The following is a 19,969-nucleotide window of genomic DNA, read 5'->3' as shown; positions in this document are numbered from 1 at the left end:
CCAGCACCCCGCCCACGTCGCCGGGCGGAATCGCGGCGATCGCGTCGGCGGCGGCGCGGAACTCGGGCGGAATCGCGAACACCAGCGTGCCGAGGTCGTAGACGAGCCACGCCCCGGGCGCGTCGGGTACCAGTCGGATCTCCACGGCATCCTTCCTAGCGGACTCGACTCGCCTGCCGCGACCGGGCGAGTTCCACGCGGGCCGACGCCGCGTTGAGCCACGCCCGGACCGAACTCAGGCGATAGCGGCTGAGCAACCGCGCCCGCGGCGGAACGCCGTCGTAGGCGGCACGCACGAGGTCGTCGGTCTCATTCCACGCGACTGCGACCATCGTGTCGCCGACCGGCGCGTCGCCGAAGACGGCGGCGTCGACGCGTTCGGCGGCAGGAACCAGGCCGACGACGCCGACCTGCCCGGCGAGCACACGCGCGGTACGGAGCCGGGTCGCCCGGACCGGCACGGCGAGCCCCAGTTCCGAGTACCGGTCGACCAGTTCGTCCCACGCGCCGCGCACCGATTCGTGCGGTTCGGCAGCAAACCGGCGACGCCGCGCGCGGGCCGCCTTGAGCCGGGCAACCACGAGAAGCGGCCCGAACACCAGAACCCCCGGGATGAGCAGCGCGAGCCCGACGGCGACCAGCCAGCCCGGGATGTCGAGACCGGCCGGATCGTCGGAATCGCCGTCGTCGACATCGACCGCGGTGACCAGGTCGTCTTGTTCGGCCGCGGAGCGGGGAGGCTGGCGCACCTGTGGCTGCGGCTCGGTCTGCGGCTTCGGGTCTTGGTCCTGCGGCACATCGGTCTGGTCGGGCGTCGGCGAGAACGCGATCCAGCCGACCCCTTCGAAGGCCACCTCGACCCACGCGGTGACGTCGTGCCCGGTGACGGTGACCGTCTCGTCGTCGTCGTCGACGTCGGGCGCGAACCCCATGACGACCCGTGCCGGATAGCCGAGGCTTCGGGCCATCAGAGCGAACGCCGACGCGTACTGCTCCTCATCGCCGACCATCACGGTGCTGGTGAGCAGGTCGCTGAGCCGGTCGGCCCCGTGCCCGGCGACGGACGGCGTCGTGTCAGAGGCGGTGCCCCGCGAGAAGTAGCCGGTCGACTGAAGGGTCAACTCGATCGCCCGCAGCTGCTCGATCGGCGACGTCGCGTCGCCGGCGAACTCGAGCGCTTTCGACGCGACGATGTCGGGGATGACGGTCACCGGGGCCAGCTCGACCCGCGCGACCGGGGTCTCGACGAGATCGTCGTCGGAGATGTCGGTCTGTTGCAGCACCGCCGTCGAATGCACCAGATCGCCCTCGGCGAGACCTGACGTGATCACAGCGCTGCCCGTCGCAGCGTTGTAGCGCAGTCCCTGCAACTCGTCGCGGGAGGCACCCGGGATCGTCAGCGTCTGCGCGTACCCGACTCCCGGAATCCACACGTCGGCGTAGTCGAGGATCTCGATCTGCAGCGACTGCTCCCCCGCCGGGTTCACCAGGGTCGGCGCCGGGATCTCGGGGCCGACGAGGGCGAAACTGCCCGACCCGGTCGATGAGATCTGCGCGCCCGCCACCGTCCAGATGCGGCCGTCGTAGGCATCCATCGTCGCGAGCCGCAGTCGCTGACCCGGTTCGAGTCCGGCCACGGTGAAGAGGGCCTCGTCTTCGAGCAGCTTCGAATACTGCCGGAATCCCGCGAGCGGGCTCGCGAAGTCGAGCGGCTCATACGGCGGCTCGATGCGTTCGCGCAGCACGAAGCGATCCGGTGGGGGGACGAGCGCCGCCCCACTCAATGTGCCGAGGGCGACCGCCGCGCCGACGAGCACCGCCGTGCCGGTGATGCGGCGGCGTAGCATGCCGCCGCCGGCGACGTGCACCCGGTCGGCGGCTCCCTGCCGCCAGCCCAGCCAGACCAGCGCGACAGCGGCGAAGACCACCCCGCGCAGACCCGGCTGGAACGGCTCACGCGTGCCGAGCAGGATCGACGCCAGGTACAGCAGCACCGGGCCGACGAGCAACAGCGCCGCCCGCCACGAGGTGCGCGGACGGCTGGGCAGCCAGCGGGCGGCGAGCGTCGCGCCGACCAGGCCGACGAGCCACGCCGACACGTACGGCACGACGGTCACGTAGTCGGGAAGGTCGACGGGTGCCGCGAGGGTGAGCAGGTCGTTCCAGCCCCACACGGCGCCGAACACCAGGCTGGTCAGGCTCGTGCCGGTGGGGACGACGCCGAACAGTGCCTGCTCGGGCACGGCGAGCGCACTGCCGAAGAGCACGTAGGCGGCGAGGGCCAGCACCACCGTGGTGAGGGCCCCGAGGCGCAGCAGCTTGGCGGCGAGCGCGGCGGCGGTGCCGACGACGAGGCCGCCCGCCCCGGCGAGCAGCCAGCCCAGGTCGTCGAAGCTGGTCGCCAGCCCGACGATGCCGATCAGCGCGAGAAGCGAATGGATGCCGACATCCGCCCCGATCCTGCCGGTGAAAGTGCGCGCGCTCATGACAGCTTCCGCATCAGTTGCGGCAGATCCGAGAGGGCGCCGATGGTGACGACGCTGAGCCCGGAGATGATCGCGATGCGCGGGTCGGCGCCAGCCTCGACGCGCAGGCCGATCGTGCGGGTGTCGCCGCCGAAGAGCGCATCGACGGCGCGCAGCTCGGCGATCGGGGTCGCCGAGCCCACGACGATCACGAGCACTGACGGGGGCGGCATCCTGCGGGTCGCGGTGCGGGCGAAGTCGCGCAGCGTGGTGCCCGTGGTGAGCGGTTCGATGCGCGACGAGTCGTCGAGCATCGTGACCGTCGTCGCCGTACGCAACTCCCCGGCCCCGCTGGCGATGCGCACCCGGGTGCCTTCGCGCAGCACCTGAGCGGCGATCGAGGCGAGCACCGAGACGCCCAGCTCGAACTCGCTCTCGGCGAAGACGCCGTCGCGGGCGTAACCCGGCGCTTCGGCCGCGTGCAGCAGCACGAGTTCCGACCGGCGGGTCTCGTTGAACTGGCGCACCATGAGACGGCCGACCCGTGCCGTCGTGCGCCAATGCACGTACCGCCGGTCGTCACCCGGCTCGTACGGGCGAAGCGCGTGGAACGCCAGGTCGTTGTTGGTGATCGCCGCCGTGACCTCACCCTCGAGGTCGCGCACCAGCCCCGCTGCCGACGGCCGAAGTCGCACCGTCGGCGGGTGCACGAAGAGCTCGACCGCGTCGCACCACCGCACCGCGCGGCGCACCAGACCGAGCGCGTCGCCGCGCACCGACACCGCCGGGCCCGCGACGATCACCGCGCGCTTCGCCGTCGGCACCGCGAACAGCTCCTCGTGCTCGACCTGCGGCGCAAGTGCCGGGATGCCGAACTCGGCCATTCCCCGCCCCACCGGAAGCTCCAGACGCGTCGCCGACGAGCGCCGCGACGCCGTGTTCGTCACCAGCAGCCGGCCGAAGGCCCGCTCCCCCGCGACGACCCGGCGCGGCTGCAACTCGACCTCGACCCGGAACCGCGCGCGGCCGACGAGAAACGCGAACGCCACGAGCAACCCCGCCGCGAGCGTGAGGGCGAGATACCGGAACTCGAGCCAGCCGAGAAGAGCTCCGGCGAGTCCGGCGGCGAGGGCGAAACCCGCGAGAATCCAGCCGAGGGGGGTGACGATGCCGACCACCGGGCGCACGGCGGCCCCGACCCGCGCGAGGGCGAGTCGGGCGAGACCGAACAGGGTGCGGATCGTCGTCATGAGGATGCGGTGGCCGGGTCAGGCGGCGCGGCTCGCGGGAGGAGCGACGGTGGCGAGGGCCCGTTCGACGATCTGCTCGCCGGTGACGCCCGCGAACTCCGCCTCGGGGTCGACCATGATGCGGTGGGCGAGCACCGGCACGGCCAGATCGGTGACGTCGTCGGGGGTGACGAACGTGCGGCCCGCCGCGATGGCCCAGGTACGCACCGCGCGGGCGAGCGCCAACGCACCGCGCATGCTCACGCCGAGCGCGGCATCCTTGTCGTTCCTCGTGGCGGTCGCGAGGTGCGACACGTAGTCCATGATCGAGGGGTCGGCGTGCACCTCGCTCGTCAGTGCTGCCATCGTGGCGATCACGTCGGACGCGATGATCGGGGTGATCTTCGCGGCCCGGGCGCGATTGCCCGAGTCCATCAGCAGCTCGACGGCCGTCGCGTGGTCGGGATAGCCCAGCGAGGTCTTGATGAGGAACCTGTCGAGCTGCGCCTCGGGCAGCGAGTAGGTGCCCGCCTGCTCCACGGGGTTCTGGGTCGCGATCACCATGAACGGCCGTCCCACCGAGTGCCCTTCGCCGTCGACCGTGACGACGCCTTCCTCCATCACCTCGAGCAGCGCCGACTGCGTCTTCGGGCTCGCCCGGTTGATCTCGTCGGCCAGCACGACCGAGGCGAAGATCGGGCCAGGGTGGAACACGAACCGGCTCTCGGCCTGATCCCAGATCGTCACCCCGGTGACGTCGGACGGCAGCAGGTCGGGGGTGAACTGCACCCGGGAGTGGGTGCCCTCGATCGTGTTGGCGAGGGCCTTCGCGAGCACCGTTTTGCCGGTGCCGGGAACGTCCTCCAGCAGCACATGCCCGTCGGAGAGCATCGCGGTGAGCACGAGCTTCAGCACGTGCCGCTTGCCGAGGATCGCCTGGTCGACGTTGGCGACGAGTTTGTCGAAGGCGTCGGCGAACCACTGCGCTTGTTCGGGCGTGACGGGCATTGATGTCTCCTCGGGGTATCGGCAGGCAGAGGGTCGGTCAGCAGGCGGGCGCGTCGCCCCACCGGGTGGTGGAGTAAGCGCTTCCGTTGACGAGGATCGTGATGAGGTCGTTGTCGTCGTTGTCGGTGTCGGCGCCGTCGCCGAGGCCTCCGGCGTGCCAGGCGCGGAGCCGCACCGTGCCGTTCGCCCCGGTCGTCGTGCCCGTGGAGTTGGCGAAGTCGACCTTGAGCTGGATGCCAGGGCTCGTGTTGGCGTAGCGGATGCCGACGTTGTAGTAGCCCGCGTAATCGTTGTGCCAGCACAGCGCGTAGCTCGCCGGAACCGGAGCCAGCGGGGTCACCGAGTTGGACGTGCGGGCGTCTCCGGTCTGCCCGGCGCTGACGGCGCGCACCTGGATCGAGTAACTCTGCCCGAGCGTCGCGTCGGTGATCTGATAGCTCGTGGCCGAGCCGACGTTCTGCCAGCTCGAGTGGTAGTTGTTCACGAGGATCTCGTAGCGGGTGATCGGCTCGGTGCTCGGAGCGGCCGTCCAGGAGAAGGTGACGGTGCGGTCGCCGCGGGTGCCCGACCACGAGGCGCTCGCACTGGCCGGCGGGCCGGGGCGCGGGGTGCCGGCGTTGGTCGATGAGAACGGCGCACTCTCGCCACCGGGGCCGAGGGTCACGATCGAGTACGAGGATGCTGTGCCCACCCGGCCGGGAACCGTCGTCGTCGTGACGTTGCCGACGCTCACGACCGCACCTCCGGGGCTCACCGTGATGCGGTACCCATCGATCGTGCGACCGTTACCGCCGGCCCCACTCCAGTTCAGGATGACGTCGCCCGACCCGTTGGAGGAACCCGTCGCGGTCGCACTGGTCACCGCCGACGGCGCGCCGAAGGGCCGCGCCGTCGCGCTCGGGTCGGAGATCTCGCCCTGACCGACCGCGTTGGTCGCCCGCACCTGGAAGGTATAGGGGTCGCCGTTGGTCAGGCCGGTGAAGGTGTACGACGCCGAACTGCCGGGTACCGTGACGGGGGAGCCGCCCGACCAGAGAAGCGTGTACTGGGTGATCGGCTCGCCGTTGGTCGCCGGGGCGTCCCACTCGAGCGTCACCTGCCGGTCGCCTTCGACGAAGGTGGGCGTCGCGACCTTTCCCGGCACGTCGCGCACCGTATAGAGCAGTCGTCCTTGCACCTGCCGGCCGGCATCCCGGGTGGCGTCTTCGACGGTGTACACGACGCTGACCACGCCGATGAACGCGGATCCGGGTTGCACGGTGACCTCGCCGTCGGCGGTGAAGTCGACACTCGCTTGGGATTCGGCGGCGTTCTCGATCACCGCCGAGAGCACGCGCAGCGGCTGACCGTCGGCGGCGAACGGGTTGTAGTCGTTCGCCAGCACATCGACCGTGTCGCTCACGCCCCGCCGACCCTTCTCGGCATCCTCGACGGCCTGCGTGAGCGGCCGCGTCGATCGCACGACGGTGACCCGCACCGTGCCGGGCACCACGTAGTCGCGGTAGCGCACCGTGAACGCCAGTGTCGCGGTGGCGCCGGGCTGCACGCCGAGAGGCGCCGAGATCGAGAGGGTGCCGCCGGAGATGTCGGCCGCGATGTCGGCGGTCTGCCCGCTCAGGCCGCTGTACTGGAAGTCTCCGGCCACGGCCGGGTTCGGATGCGCCGTCGAGGCGCGCAGGTCGACGACCCGAGCGGCCTCGCCGGCCTCGATGGTCACCGTCTGGGTGGTGAACGCGGGAGGCACGTCGGCGAACTCGGGATCGCCGACGATGAGCCCCATGGTCAACAGCGCCTCGCGACCGTCGGGATCGTCACCGGTCGCCCCGTCGGTGACCCGGAACGTGATCGAGGCGATGCCGCGGAAGTCGGGCGAGGCGGTGAACCGGATGGTGTCGCCGTCGACGACGAGGTCGCTGCCGTCGCTGTGGGTCGCGGTCACACTCTCGGCGTCGACGAGGATGGGCGGTTTCTCTGAGGGCACGACCACGATGTCGGCGAGGTCCCACTCGCGGGAGCCGTTCATCTGGATGACCTGGGGCCCGAGGTCGGAACGCAGCCGAGGCGGCGGGGCGTAGTCGCTTCCGACCGCGGGGGGCACCACGATGAACGCGGTCGCCGTGAGACCGTCATCGGGGTTGGTCACGCGGTAGGCGATCGCCGCACGGCGCTCGCCGGGTCGCACGACGACCGTCTGAGCGCCCTCCTCGACCGTCGCCATCCCGGCGTTCGTGCCCTCCAGGGTGACGACCAGGTCGCCGTCAAGACCCGCCGGGTTGCCGATGAGACCGTCGAGGTCGACCGCGACCGAGTCTTCGCCCGCGATGTCGTCCACCGGCACGAAGTAGTCGAGAGCGGTCGGGAAGACGGGGGCGGCGTTCTCGGTCACCCGCACGATGAGGAACGCGTCATCTTCGCCGCCGTGATTGTTGGTGATGGCGTACCTGACCGTGTAGGTGCCTTCGGCTTCGGGTGCTTCGACGACGATCTTGCTGCCGTCGACCGTCGCCGTCAGCGCGGGGTCGACCTCGAGCAGGTCGGGCAGCACCTCGATCTCGTAGCCGCTCGGGTCTGAGTCGTTGAGTCCCACCGCGACCGTTGCCGTGCGGCCGGGCTTCATCTCGATCTGGTCGTCGACCGCGTTCGGGGCCGGCGCGCTGTCGGGACGCGGGATGACCCCGATCGTGAGGATGCCGACGGCTTGCGCGCCGAAGGAGTCTTCGACGACGTACCCGATCGTGTCGGTGCCGCCGGCGGCGCGATCCGCTGTGTACTGGATACTCGTGGGGCTCACGGCGTCGACGACCCCGAGAGCGGGCGTCCGTTCGAGCCCGACGATGACGACGGAGTCACCATCGGGGTCGATCCCGTCGAGCGGCAATTCGATGGGGATCGTGGCGCCGGCGAACACGCGCGCCGTCTGCGGGAGCGGTACCGGTGGCTGGTTGGTCTCGTCGTCGGCGCCGACGACCACGAATGTCACGCGAGCCGTCGCCGATTCGCCGTACTGGTCGGCGACGCGGTAGACGACGCTGAACTCACCGGGCGTCTCGCCGGCTTGGTATCGCACCGTTCCGTCACCGACGAACACCAGCCCGTCGCCCGCGTCCGCAGTCTCGACGAGCTCGGCCGCGAGCACCAGCAGCGACTGATCGGGGTGTTCGTCGTTGGCGAGCACGTCGGCGCTGGCCACATCCCCTGCCCGCACCCGCACTCGGTCGTCGCGGGCGATCGGCGGCTGCCGGTTCACGATCGGGGGCACCGGCACGACCGTCACCCCCGCCGTGGCCGACTGCGCGCCGTCGGAGACCGTGTAGCGGAACTGCGTCTGCGTCGTCAGAGCGCCGGATGAGCTGATGCGGATGACGGCGTTGCCGAGCGCCTCGACGGTGACGCCGGGCGCGATCCCCCCGGTGTCGACCGACTGTACGGCCAGCACGCTGCCGTCGGGCGACCCGTCGTTGACGAGAACCTCGACGATCGTCGGCTCACCCGCCCGCAGGAAGGCGGTGTCTTTCACGGCGATCGGCGGCAGGATCGCCTGGGGGTCGGGCAGCACGTCGACCCGCACGATGCCGATGCTCGACGACGGCCCGGCGGCAAGGGAGTAGAGGAAGTAGTAGGTACCGGCGGCCGCGGCCTGGAAGGTCACGGTGCCGCGTTCGCGGTTGGGCGCGACGATCGCGTCGGTGGGCACGTCGTCGACGTCGAGCAGGGTGAGCGCCTCGCCGTTGGGGGCGATGTCGTTCTTCAGCGGTTCGATCGCGACCGATTCGCCGACGAAGGCGGTGGCGAAGTCGGGGGTGCCGATGGGGGCGAGCGATCCGCGCGGTTCCACGCTGACGGCGAGCACCCCGCTGCTGGCGAGCACGCCGTCGGAAACCGTGAACGCGACCTCCTTGACGCCGGGCTCGCCGGAGCGGTGCTCGAAGGTGAGGGTGCCATCCGGTGTGAAGCGCACGATGTCGCTCGAAGCGGGCGAAGCATCCGCGAGGTAGATGTCGTCGCCGTCGGGATCGCGGAAGTCGCCCAGCACGTTGTAGGTGATCGCCCCGCCCGACTCGACACTCACGAGCGTCTCGCGCTGGGCAGCCGGGGCTGCGTTGCTGTCGTGCGGGGTGACCCGCACGGTGACACTGGCCTCCGCAACGCCGCCGGCCCGGCCGTCGTCGATCGTGTAGCGGAACGACGCCGACGTGGCGCCGAGGGCCGGAGTGAACTGCAGCGCACGCCCGCCGTCGATGACGTCGATGATGCCCACCGCTGCGGGCACCTCGGTGTGGCGGGCAATGGTGAGCACGTCACCATCCGGGTCGGTGTCGTTGTCGAGCACCGCGAGGATCGTCGTACGCCCGTCACGCACGCCGTACTCGTCGTCGCGGGCGATCGGCGGACGGTTGGTCTCGGTGCGTTCGGCGAGGGTGTCTTCGAACGACTGCGTACTCGCCTTCTCGTCGCCGTCCTCCGTCTCCTGCTCTTCGGGCGGGGTCACCTCGTCCCAGTTCGCGACGAGCCGCATCTCGTCGTCGAGCAGCCAGACGTTGCCGTTGTCGAGGTCGTTGAGCGCGACGACGGAGCCGTTGACCCGGAACTCGAGCCGCGAACCCTGGGTGCGCTGCGGGATGTCGTGCGCGACCGGGTCGTCGTCGTCGCAGACCAGCAGATAGCGTTGCGCTCCGCCCCAGGCGCCGTGCACGCAGCCGTCGACCGCGACGGGCGCCGACACGTCGTCGGGCCCGGCGACCGGCCCGTCGAGATCGGCGGATACGGTGCGTACCGCGCCCCCGTCGGCCACGTAGAGCAGCGCGGTGGCTGTCGCGAGCACCACCTCACCGCGAGCCGGACCGGTCTGTTGCAGGCGGTAGGCGGCATCCGGCAGTTCGACGGTTTCCCCGTCGGCACGCACCAGCCGGTTCGCCGTCTCGTCGAACAGCACCATCCGGTCGCCGACCGCGGCGATCTGCGCCTTCTCGGGCACGGCGAGGGGCGTCGAGGTCGCCGGGATGCCGGGGGCCTCGATGCGAAGGGCGATCTGGTCGGCGAAACTGGCGGCGAGCACCACCCCCTCGGTGGTCACCGTCGCGAGCCCGCCCCGCCCGAGCTCGGCGGCGGGTATGGATGTCGGGTCGAAGACGAGCGCGTTGGCGACGTCGAGCGCCCAGAGCTGACCCCGCGGGGAGAGGATCGCGAGGGTGCTGCCGCCCAGCGCGACGCTCGAACCGGGCGGGATGTCGACGGGTTCGACGAGAGTCGTGTAGGCGGGGTCGACTCGGGCCACGGCGCCGAGTTCGGGGTCGACGACAAAGACGTGGGCCGGGTTCTGCACGACGTCGAGGGCGGCGGACTGACCGCTGACGGAGCCGTCGAGTTCTTCGATCTGCCGGTTGAGCCGACCGCCGAGCAGGGCATCGCCGTTCGTCACCCAGACATCGCGTGCCTGCAGGTCGACGTCGCTGACCGGGAACCCGTCGTGCAGCACCGCGAAAGCGACCGGCACTCCGGCGAGGAGCGCGATGACGAGAGCCGAAGCGGCGGCCTTACGGTTCCGGGAGATAGACCCGACGATCCCCATGCGTCGTTCCTGCTTTCACAAGGCGGAACCTGCTCCGCGGTGCGAATCGAGAGTGCCGCCCAACCTAACATGACAGTTCTTCGTCCCCCAACACCGTTTAGTCGGGTTACAACGGCGCGGGCGCGGTTGTCACTCCACGGTGCAGATGACGAGCGGCTCGGACGTTCTGCCCGACCGCCCGATCTCGACGTTGATGCACACCCGACTCCCCGGCACGATCCCGTCGACGGTGACCTCGGGCTCCCGCAGCGCCTCCCTCGACGACGGCGTCTCGGCGCGAGCCCAGTAGTAGAGGTCGCCTTCTCGCGGGTCGGGATTCACCCACGTGAAGGTCACCGCGGTCCCGTCCGGGCTCGGGGCGGCAACTCCGTCGGTCGCAACGGGCACCGCATCCTGATTGACGGCCGATCCCCCGCTGGAGGCGGGCGTCGGGTTCGTCTCGGGGCGCTCGACCGCCCCGCCGAGCACGATCGCCAGCGCGACGACGGCGAGCACGAGAACCGAGAGCACCGCCGCGAGAGCGGCGACGAGTCGCACGCGCGAGTGACCCTTCGACACCTCGGTGGATGCCGGCGCGCCGACGGGCGGCGCTGGCCCATCCGGAACGACGGTCGGCAGCGAGCGAACCCGGGTCTCGTCGTCGTCGGGCGCAGCGACGACCACGTTCTCGTGCTGGGCGGCGTCGGCGATCTCCAGCGTGGTGGGCGCGAAGCCCAGCTCGAGTTCGATGCGTTGCAAGGCCCGGCCGAACTCGAGCGCGCTCGAGTAGCGGTCGTCGCGATTCGTCGACATCCCCCGGGTCAACACGGCGGCCAGCGTGCGCGGCACGTCGTCGCGCCGCAGCGCCGTGACCTGTCCGCGTTCGATGCGCGACATCAGGTCGACGGGAGTGTTCGGCCCGCCCGGAACCTCGAACGGCGTGCGGCCGGCGAGCACCGTGTGCAGGGTCGCGGCGAGCGAGAAGACGTCGGAACGCGCATCGTGCTGGGGGATGTCGAGGAACATCTCGGGGGGCGACCAGGGCACCGAAAGCCCCACCGTTCCTCCGGTCGACGCCTCGGGGTCGGTGTCGTCGCCGTCACGACCCGTCGGCGCCGAGTCGCCCCCGGCGGCGATCCCGAAGTCGGTGAGGGCCGGGTAACCGTAGTCGTTGGTGAGCACGTTGCCGGGTTTGATGTCGCGATGCAGGATGCCCGCGCGGTGCGCCGTCTCGACCGCCGACGCCACCTGCACGCCGATGCGCAGCGTGTCGGGCACCGACAGCGGCGCCGCCTTGTAGCGCTCGGCCAGGTTGGGCCGTGAGCAGTACTCCATGACGAGGTACGGGCGGCCATCGGGCGCGAGTCCAGCGTCGTGGATCGTGACGATGAACGGATGCGTCGAGAGGCGCGCCATCAAGTTCGCTTCGCTCGTGAACGACGCGGGTGCCGACGCCCCGATGTCGGCGAGTAGAACCTTCACCGCGACCACGCGATGCGGCAGCACCTGTTCGTACAGGTAGACGTCGGAGAACCCGCCGGTGCCGAGTGGACGCACGAAGCGGTAACCCGGCAACTCGGGCGGGCTCGATGCGGCGCGCGGCGTCACGTGAGGAACACTAACGAAAACGGGCGGCGACCCGCAGCCGAGGTGACGCGGTTCGTCATCGCAGTGACGAGGGCGGCCTGCGCCCAACATCCCGCCCGCCGCCGGCTGGTCGTCCCTACTCGGCGCCCTGTTCCTCGTCGATGCGGTCGTGGTCGATGCCGATGCCGCGCGCGCGGTCGTACCGCAGCTTGATGAGGCTCGCGATCACAGCCACGGCCATCGCCGCGACGATGACGCCGAGCGAGACGAATGTGCCGATCTCGGGCGCCCATTCGACCGGCTCGCCGCCGTTGATGAACGGCAGCTCGTTCTCGTGCAGGGCGCCCAGGAAGAGCTTCACGCCGATGAAGCCGAGGATGAAGGCGATGCCGTACTTGAGATAGACGAGCTGGTCGACGAGATCGCCGAGCAGGAAGTAGAGCTGCCGCAGCCCCATCAGCGCGAACACGTTCGCCGTGAATACCAGGAACGGCTCCTGGGTGATGCCGAAGATCGCCGGTATCGAGTCGAGGGCGAATACCAGGTCGGTCGTTCCGAGCGCGATGAGCACGATGATGACCGGCGTGAACACGCGGCGACCGTCGACGACGGTGCGCAGCTTCGCGCCCTCGAACCGTTCGGTGATCGCGATGCGCCGCCGCAGGAATCCGATCAGCTTGTTCTCGGTCTCGGCCTCGTCGTCGTGGCTGGTGAACGCCTGGTTCGCGGCCGTATAGATGAGGAACAGCCCGAACAGGTAGAACACCCACGAGAAGTTCTCGATGAGTGCGGCGCCGAGCAGGATGAAGATGCCGCGCAACACGAGCGCGAGGATGATGCCCACCATCAGCAACTCCTGCTGATACTTTCTGGGCACCGAGAACCTCGCCATGATGATGAGGAAGACGAAGAGGTTGTCGATCGACAGGCTGTACTCGGTGAGCCAGCCGGCGACGAACTGACCAGCGTGCTCGGCTCCGCTGAAGACGAGCAACAACACGGCGAAGACGATCGCCAGGGCGACGTAGAACGAGATCCACAGCGCCGACTCCCGAGTCGACGGGATGTGCGGACGCCGGAACGCGAGCGTGATGTCGAAGGCGAGGATGAGGCCGAGCACGACGTAGGTGCCGATTTCGAACCAGAGGGGGATGGAGAATTCCACGAACTACCTTTCGGGTACAGGACAGGGCCCGAACGTCTCTCCCGCGTGGCACCGCCGCGAGGCGCTGCGCACGGTCGCGACCGGGGCTGCAACGCTGGAACCCGTGATGACGGCCGCGACGAGGTGGGATACTCCCCTTCGCTGCGACGAGTCTAGGGGGCCCGCGCTCGGGTTTTGCCCATTAGCGACGCCGATGAGATTCGCGCAGCGGCCCGGGCCCGCCTGAAGGCCCGCAACGACTTCAAGATCATGCTCGCGATCTTCGGGGTGATCATCGTGGTGCTGGTTGCGATCGGGTTCTTCTCGACCGGACGGCAGACCGGCTTCACGTCGTACTTCTGGCCGGTCTGGCCCATTCTGGGAATGACGATCGCAGCGGTGTTCGTCGGCCTCGACGCCAACGGCATCACCCGCCGTACATCAGCGAAGCGGACGTCGACGCCGAGATCGCCCGCATGACGAAGAAGCCGGCGCCTCCCGTTTAGAGTTCGGAGACTTCGAGCCGCTCGCCGAGCGGCCGGCTGGCCGCGACCGTCTCGTCGAGCAGCTCCTGATCGCCCACGCGCGTCGGGTCGAGCCACTCGTCGTACAGCTCTCGCGGCACGATCAGCGGCATCCGATCATGAATGGATGCGACCTGCGGCGCCGCCGGTTGGGTCACGATCGTGTACGACACCATCCACTCTTCTTGGCCGGTCTCGGGGTCGGGTGTCTTCGTCACGTTCCAGAGGCCCGCGAACGCGAACAGGCCCTTCGGCTCGTCGGGCAACGTGAAGCGGTGGCCCTTCTCGTAGTACTCCGTCGCCGGCACCAGCCCGCGGCGGCTCTTCAGCGGCCCGCCCCACGCGCCCGACCCGACGAGACCCTCGACGCGGGCGTTGATCGCCGGGAACTTCGCCGGTTCACCGCGCACCCAGAGCTTCCACCAGGCGAGGTCGACGGTTCGGCGGCGTTCACCGTCACGCTCCCGCTCGCGCACGATGGGGTTGAGGTTGCGGCGGTGCACCCCGGTGGGTTTCGCGGGCTCGTCCCGGAACTCCTCGAGCCACCCGTCGAGCGCCGCCGTCTGCACCTGGTCGTCGAACACCGCGAACCCGGAGTGGATGTCGGCGGCCTCGACCTGCAGCCCGTAACTCGCGCACATGCCTCCAGTGTCCCCCGTTCGACCGACATCCTGCTCCATACGGCGAGCCTGTTGACGCTTGCACCGGGGGACGGCTAGCGTGCGAAACGGGTTACAAGATCACGAGGCACCGTGTCACACACCATCGCGAGGCGCACCCGCAACCGCGCCAGGATCATCACGATCGTCGCGCTGATCGCCGCAGCCGTCATCGTCGTCGGGGGCGGCGCCGTGATCGCGCTCGCGGGCGGGTCGCGCAACGGCATCCTCGCCGCCTACGGCGTCGCGACCATCGCCATCATCACGATGATCGCCGTCTTCGGGGTACTCACCCTGCGCCTGGCGCGCGCCCTGCGAGCGCTGGCGATACGGCATCCGGATGCCGTCGTGTTCCTCGCTCGGCGCCTGCCGCCGGTCGTCTCCGACCTGCCCGCCTATCTGCGTTCCAAGGGGATCGAGGTGCAGATCGGCGACCGGTGGCACCCCGCGTTCGCCGACGACCGCGGAATCGCCGTGTGCAGCGCGGGCTCCGACCCGCGGGAACTGCTGCTCATGGAGTGGGCCGAGATCGGCAACCTCGAGATGGTGCGCACCGCGACGGTCGGCGGCGACTCCCGGTGGAGTGTCACCGTGGATGTGCGCCCCTACGACGTGCCGCTCACCGCCGACCTCGGCGAAGCGTGGGGGATCGTCACGATGGCCCTCGACGCCGCCGACACCGCGGAGGTCGTCAAGGCGGTCGACGCACGCCGGCCTCGAAGGTGGGACTAGCGCTCCGCGCCCTACCTCGGGACCTTTCGGGATGCAAGCCCGCGCGGGGATTGTTGTGGCGGCGTTTGACTGTGCCCATGAAACGCTGGCTGTTCGGACACGGGCTGCTGCTGGTGAACCTCGCCCTCTTTCTGCTCTTCCTCATCGGGATGGCGCTCACCGGCTGGCAGGTCGCCAACGAAGAGCTGCTCGAACACGGAGCGCCGGCCGAGACGTTCGGTCAGTTCCTCGCCAGTGGCGACTTCTCCGAAGCCGTCTTCGAGAACTGGGAGAGCGAGTTTCTGCAGATGGGCGCCTACGTGGTGCTGACGGTCTTCCTGTTCCAGAAGGGCTCGGCCGAATCCAAGCCCCTCGACGAGCCGGCACCCCAAGACGACGACCCGCGGCGCCACGCGAAGAAGGCCGACGCTCCGTGGCCGGTGCGACACGGCGGGTTCGTGCTCGTGCTCTACGAGAACTCGCTGCTGATCCTGTTCGCGCTGCTCTTCACGGCATCCTTCGTCGGTCACGCCGTCAGCGGCGCCGCCGCTTACAGCGAGGAGCAGGGCCTGCACGGGATGCCCGGGGTGAGCCCGGTCGAGTACCTCGGCACATCGCAATTCTGGTTCGAGTCGTTCCAGAACTGGCAGAGCGAGTTCATGGTCGTCGCGGTGCTCGTCTTCGCGGCCGTCTGGTTGCGTCAGCGCGGCTCGGCTGAGTCGAAGCCCGTGGCGGCACCCCACGCGGAGACGTCGGGCTGAGGTGACCCGACGCCCGGAATCGACGAAACCCCCGGGGGTTGCAAGCCAGACACCACACCCGGCGCATTATGAGATAGCCTAGTAAGTCATAAGGTAATCGGGGGCGAGTATGACTTGGCCGGCTGTGACCGCTGAACACATGCTGTGGACCCCGAACAACGTCGAAGACTTCGGCCCTGGCATCTCGTCCTACCTTGGCGGACCTCGCGAGTACGACGCGAGCGTCCCCGCTGAGATCGCGCAGTGTCAGGTCGACCTGCCTGATGCGGTGGTGACGGCGGCCGAGGAAGCCGGTCGGGAGCTGAGTCGCTTCGATGCGGAGCTCGGGCACCGGGTCGCGTCCTTCGGGCCGGTGTTGCTGCGGAGCGAAGCTGCGGCGTCGTCCCAGATCGAGCAGCTCACTGCCAGCGCGCGGGCAATCCTCACCGCGGAACTCACCGGACACGCCGCTCGGAACGCGACCCTGATCGCGAACAACACCGCCGCGCTGACGGCAGCGATCGGGCTGGCGGATGACATCACCGCCGGGGCGATCGCGAAGATGCACGAGGTGTTAATGGTCGGTCAGGTCCAGCACACCCCGGGCGAGTGGCGGACCGAGCCAGTGTGGATCGGGACTAGTTCGCGATCTCCGGTCGGTGCGGACTTCGTGGCACCCCGGTGGGAACGCGTCCCGGATCTGATCGAGGACCTGGTGGTGTTCAGTCGCCGGCTGGATGTCGGTGCGCTGACACTGACTGCGATCTCACACGCGCAGTTCGAGACGATCCACCCCTTCACCGATGGTAACGGCCGCACCGGTCGCGCTTTGGCACAGGCGCTGCTTCGCTATCGAGGTGTCACACGAGTGGTCGCAGTGCCCGTGTCCGCCGGTCTCTTGGCCGACGTCGACGGCTATCACGCCGCGCTGACTGCTTATCGGACCGGGGAACTGGAACCGATCGTGGCAGGTTTCGCAGAGGCGAGTCTGAGAGCAGTCACGAACGCTCGCCAACTCGTCGCCGACATCGACGCAATCGTTGATGGGTGGCGGGCTCGAGTGAAGGCGCGTTCGGACAGCGGGGTGTGGCGGGTGCTCGAAGTGATCGCTCGGACTCCGGTCGTGGACGCGGCCTTGGTCGCAGCGGCGCTGGGCATTCGAACCCAGAACGCTTACCCGCTGCTGCGGGACCTGACCGACCAGGGCGTTCTCAATGCGAAGACGGAACACCGCTTTGGGACGGTGTGGCGCAGCGACGAGGTCCTTGAAGCGATCGACCGGTTCGCGGAGCGCGCGAGACGACGAAGCATCTGACCATCCCCGATCCCTAGGCCCGGAGACTTGATCCGCCGCAGGTGCATGGTCGGCCCGAGCCCAGTCAGCGATACACCATCATCAGCAGGGACCGATCTCCACGACCATCGAGGTATCCGGTGTCCACCCTGGAGATTCCCGCGCCGGGCTGAGTCCCGTGGGGTGGTGGACTTTCGGGCCGTGGGCGTCGTGACGACGTCGTGAGGGGCCACCGTGCGATGGTCAGTGAGACGGATCGAGCTGCTCGCCGAGCTGAAACTCACCGACACGACCGACCGGGTCCGGCAGATGACGGAGCGGCTCTGTCAGGAGCTCATCGATGCCGAGGCTGCCTACCCCTACGTGTTCCTCGACGCGACGTACTGCAAGGTCCGCATCGATGACCGGGTCGTGTCCCCAGCGATCGTCGTTGCGATCGGTGTCGCCGCCGACGGACGCCGCCACGTGCTGGGTTTCGATGTCGGTGACAGCGAGACCGAGGAGTTCTGGAAGGCGTTCCTGCGCTCGCTCAGGGCCCGCGGCCCGCACGGGGTGGAGCTGGTGATCTCTCGCCTCGATCATCCGCACGATCTTCGCCCAACCCGACGCCGAGCACATTGCTGCACAGTTCGACGAGGTCGCCCGGATGATCGAACGTGTCCGCCCGAAAGCCGCCGACATGCTCCACGACGCCAGAGCCGACATCCTCGCCTTCGCCGCGTTCCCGACCCGGCACTGGCGGCAGATCTGGTCAACCAACCCGCTCGAACGTCTCAACCGCGAGATCAAACGCCGCACCGACGTCGTCGGCATCTTCCCCAACGTCGCCGCGCTGCTGCGACTCTCCGGCGCGATCCTGGTCGAGCAGCACGACGAATGGGAAGCCGGCGACCGCCGCTAGTTCTCCGAGGCATCGATGGCCGAACTCACCACCAGCGTCACCCCGGTCGACGAGGGGGCGATCCTCACCGAGATCACCGCCGCCTAAACTGCAACCAGCTGATCATCGCAACGAAGCGAAAGACCCCCACTCAAAGGGACTTGGCCAAAGCCCTGACTGACCAGCACTTTTGTTATGGTGACCCCAGCGGGATTCGAACCCGCGTTACCGCCGTGAGAGGGCGGCGTACTAGGCCACTATACGATGGGGCCGTCACGACAACCGTTCGAGTATACATGGCGGTTTCGGCCCCTCGAACGCCTGGGCCGCACCCCGATCAGGGCAGCGGCGCGAGCACCCGCATCGCCCCGGGAACGACCTCGATGTCGAGCGGCAGCGCCGCGATGCGCTCGCCGTCGCCGTACGCGACGAGGGGGACGTCGGCCTCGATGCGCACCTTCTTGGCCCGCACGATGCGCACCCGCGCGTCGGTCACGTGGGTTCCGGCGAACACGCGCGGGAAGATGCGCAGGAACGCGACGCGCGACAGCGGCTTCACCATCAGCACGTCGAAGAGGCCGTCATCGAGCAGGGCGTCGGGGGTGATCTTCATGCCGCCGCCGAGCGAGACGCTGTTGCCGAGCGCGACGAGCACGGCGTTGGTCTCGGTCGTCTCGCCGTCGAGCACGAGCCGGTAGGAGATCGGCCTCAGTCGGGCGAGCTCGGCGAGCAGGGCGAGGATGTAGCGGCTCGGGCCTTTCGGATGCCGCATCGCGTTCGCGCGTTCGTTGACGATCGCGTCGAAGCCGGCCGACAGGGCGCACGCGAACCAGCGTTCGTCTCTGACACCCGTTTCGGCATCCGTCCACGTGATGTGGCCGGCGTCGATCGTGCGCGGGCCGGTGGTGAGGGCGGCGTCGAGGATGCGCATGGCGGCCTCGGTATCTTCGTGCGGGATGCCCAGGCCCCGGGCCATGTCGTTGCCGGTTCCCGAGGGGATGATGCCGAGCGGCACCTTGGTGCCGGCGACGAGGTTGGTGCCGAGATTCACCATGCCGTCGCCGCCGACGACGATGAGCGCGTCGGGTCGCTTGCGCACCGCGGCCCGAGCGGATGACAGTAGCTGCTCGAAATCGGGTTCGGTGAGCGAGGTGACCTCGTGCCCCATCGCGCGCAGCGTCTGCACGACGGCGGGGCCGACATCCCGGCTGGCTCCGAACGAGGCCGACGGGTTGATGGCCACCACGAGCTTCTTCGGGCGCGGCGTCGCGGGCATGGGAGGAGTATCGCAGCTGCCCGCCGCTCGCGTCGCCCGCCGACGCCGTCATGTCAACACCGTGTCGACGCCGGCTGCCGGTCGGTAAAGTCACAGCGTGCGGATCACCAAGTACGAACACGCGACCCTGCAGCTCGGCATCGGCGACGAGAACCTCGTCATCGACCCGGGAGTCTTCCTGTCGCATCCCGACGTTCCGGCAGTGGTCGCGATCCTCATCACCCACGAGCACAGCGACCACTGGACCGCTGAACAGGTCGGGCGCATCCTCGAGAAGAATCCGGAGGCGAGGATCCTCGGCCCGCAGGGAGTCGCGGATGCCGCCGAAGACATTCCGATCGAGGTCGTCGCGGCTGGCGACGTCGTCGACGTGGGGCCGTTCAAGCTGGAGTTCTTCGGCGGTCGGCACGCCGTCATCCACGAGTCCATCCCGGTGATCGACAATGTCGGCGTGCTCGTCAACGACGAGCTGTACTACGGCGGCGACTCGTACACGGTGCCGGGCGTCGAGGTCGGCACGCTCGCCGCCCCGATCGGCGCCCCGTGGCTGAAGATCGGCGAGGCGATGGACTATGTGCTCGCGGTCAAGCCGAAACGCGCGTTCTACGTGCACGACATGACGCTGTCGGTCGCCGGCAAGCAGATGGCCGCCGCGCGGCTGTCGTGGGCGACCGAGCAGGGCGGCGGTACGTTCACTGAACTTCAGCCCGGCGAAGCGCTCGACGTCTGAGGTCTCGACACGGGGCCTCCGGCCGCTGCTCGACCACCGAGGTTGGGGCTAGTGTCGCGTTTCTGAAGTTGGTTGACGGTTCGCTTTCTTGAGGATGTCGTCGGCGGTTTTGGTCCAGACGAAGGCGTGTTTGCGGTCGTTCCAGCCGGTGACGAATTGGCGGATCTTCGCGTT

General features: G+C 69.1%; 13 protein-coding genes, 1 tRNA gene and 1 pseudogene. 6 read left to right on the top strand and 9 right to left on the bottom strand.

Going from position 1 to position 19,969, the window contains the following annotated elements; translation table 11 throughout:
• Positions 1-155: 155 nt before the first annotated feature.
• From WBL06_RS15290 to WBL06_RS15265, 6 genes are all read right to left on the bottom strand, one after another.
• Positions 156-2,486, bottom strand: a complete 2,331-nt coding sequence (locus tag WBL06_RS15290) for a transglutaminaseTgpA domain-containing protein (protein WP_424457503.1) — start codon at positions 2,484-2,486, stop codon at positions 156-158.
• Entirely contained in the window at positions 2,483-3,715 is a 1,233-nt protein-coding gene (locus tag WBL06_RS15285) for a DUF58 domain-containing protein (protein WP_424457501.1), read from the bottom strand. The genes WBL06_RS15290 and WBL06_RS15285 overlap by 4 nt, the downstream gene beginning before the upstream one ends.
• Before the next feature lie 18 nt (positions 3,716-3,733).
• The gene (locus tag WBL06_RS15280; protein ID WP_424457499.1) at positions 3,734-4,702 is read right to left on the bottom strand and encodes an AAA family ATPase; all 969 of its coding nucleotides are present in this window, start codon (positions 4,700-4,702) and stop codon (positions 3,734-3,736) included.
• A 37-nt stretch (positions 4,703-4,739) separates the two neighbouring features.
• Positions 4,740-10,271 (bottom strand): Ig-like domain-containing protein, encoded by a 5,532-nt coding sequence (locus WBL06_RS15275; RefSeq protein ID WP_424457497.1) that lies wholly within the window; start codon positions 10,269-10,271, stop codon positions 4,740-4,742.
• A 129-nt stretch (positions 10,272-10,400) separates the two neighbouring features.
• A complete protein-coding gene (locus tag WBL06_RS15270; protein WP_424457496.1) occupies positions 10,401-11,858 on the bottom strand; it encodes a serine/threonine-protein kinase in 1,458 nt (485 codons plus the stop codon).
• Positions 11,859-11,973: 115 nt separating this feature from the next.
• The gene (locus tag WBL06_RS15265) at positions 11,974-13,002 is read right to left on the bottom strand and encodes a TerC family protein (RefSeq protein ID WP_424457494.1); all 1,029 of its coding nucleotides are present in this window, start codon (positions 13,000-13,002) and stop codon (positions 11,974-11,976) included.
• A 174-nt stretch (positions 13,003-13,176) separates the two neighbouring features.
• Here WBL06_RS15265 and WBL06_RS15260 point away from each other — a divergent pair, with 174 nt between their 5' ends.
• Complete coding sequence (locus WBL06_RS15260; protein WP_424457492.1) at positions 13,177-13,461, top strand: 2TM domain-containing protein; 285 nt, start codon at positions 13,177-13,179, stop codon at positions 13,459-13,461.
• A 22-nt stretch (positions 13,462-13,483) separates the two neighbouring features.
• Here the strand turns inward: WBL06_RS15260 and WBL06_RS15255 are convergent, their stop codons facing one another.
• Positions 13,484-14,146: an SOS response-associated peptidase family protein gene (locus tag WBL06_RS15255; RefSeq protein WP_424457491.1), complete on the bottom strand. Its 663-nt coding sequence runs from the start codon at positions 14,144-14,146 to the stop codon at positions 13,484-13,486.
• Between the two features lie 111 nt (positions 14,147-14,257).
• On the opposite strand from WBL06_RS15255, the gene WBL06_RS15250 reads away from it, so the two are divergent.
• From WBL06_RS15250 to WBL06_RS15235, 4 genes and pseudogenes are all read left to right on the top strand, one after another.
• Positions 14,258-14,896 (top strand): hypothetical protein, encoded by a 639-nt coding sequence (locus tag WBL06_RS15250; protein WP_424457489.1) that lies wholly within the window; start codon positions 14,258-14,260, stop codon positions 14,894-14,896.
• Between the two features lie 77 nt (positions 14,897-14,973).
• Complete coding sequence (locus WBL06_RS15245; protein ID WP_424457487.1) at positions 14,974-15,636, top strand: DUF6766 family protein; 663 nt, start codon at positions 14,974-14,976, stop codon at positions 15,634-15,636.
• 124 nt (positions 15,637-15,760) lie between these two features.
• Positions 15,761-16,930 carry a Fic family protein gene (locus WBL06_RS15240; RefSeq protein ID WP_424457485.1) on the top strand — a complete coding sequence of 390 codons (1,170 nt, stop codon included), beginning with the start codon at positions 15,761-15,763 and terminating at the stop codon, positions 16,928-16,930.
• Between the two features lie 321 nt (positions 16,931-17,251).
• Positions 17,252-17,897: pseudogene (locus tag WBL06_RS15235) on the top strand (transposase); the annotation flags it as partial.
• A gap of 88 nt (positions 17,898-17,985) precedes the next feature.
• Here WBL06_RS15235 and WBL06_RS15230 read toward each other — a convergent pair.
• A tRNA-Glu gene (locus WBL06_RS15230) sits at positions 17,986-18,061 on the bottom strand.
• Positions 18,062-18,126: 65 nt separating this feature from the next.
• Positions 18,127-19,065 (bottom strand): diacylglycerol/lipid kinase family protein, encoded by a 939-nt coding sequence (locus WBL06_RS15225; protein ID WP_424457483.1) that lies wholly within the window; start codon positions 19,063-19,065, stop codon positions 18,127-18,129.
• 97 nt (positions 19,066-19,162) lie between these two features.
• Here WBL06_RS15225 and WBL06_RS15220 point away from each other — a divergent pair, with 97 nt between their 5' ends.
• Entirely contained in the window at positions 19,163-19,795 is a 633-nt protein-coding gene (locus tag WBL06_RS15220) for an MBL fold metallo-hydrolase (protein WP_424457481.1), read from the top strand.
• Positions 19,796-19,969 lie beyond the last annotated feature (174 nt).

The sequence above is a fragment of the Pseudolysinimonas sp. genome (genome assembly GCF_049651805.1).
Classification (GTDB): Bacteria; Actinomycetota; Actinomycetes; order Actinomycetales; family Microbacteriaceae; genus Pseudolysinimonas_A.
This window is presented reverse-complemented; position numbering and strand designations above follow the sequence as displayed.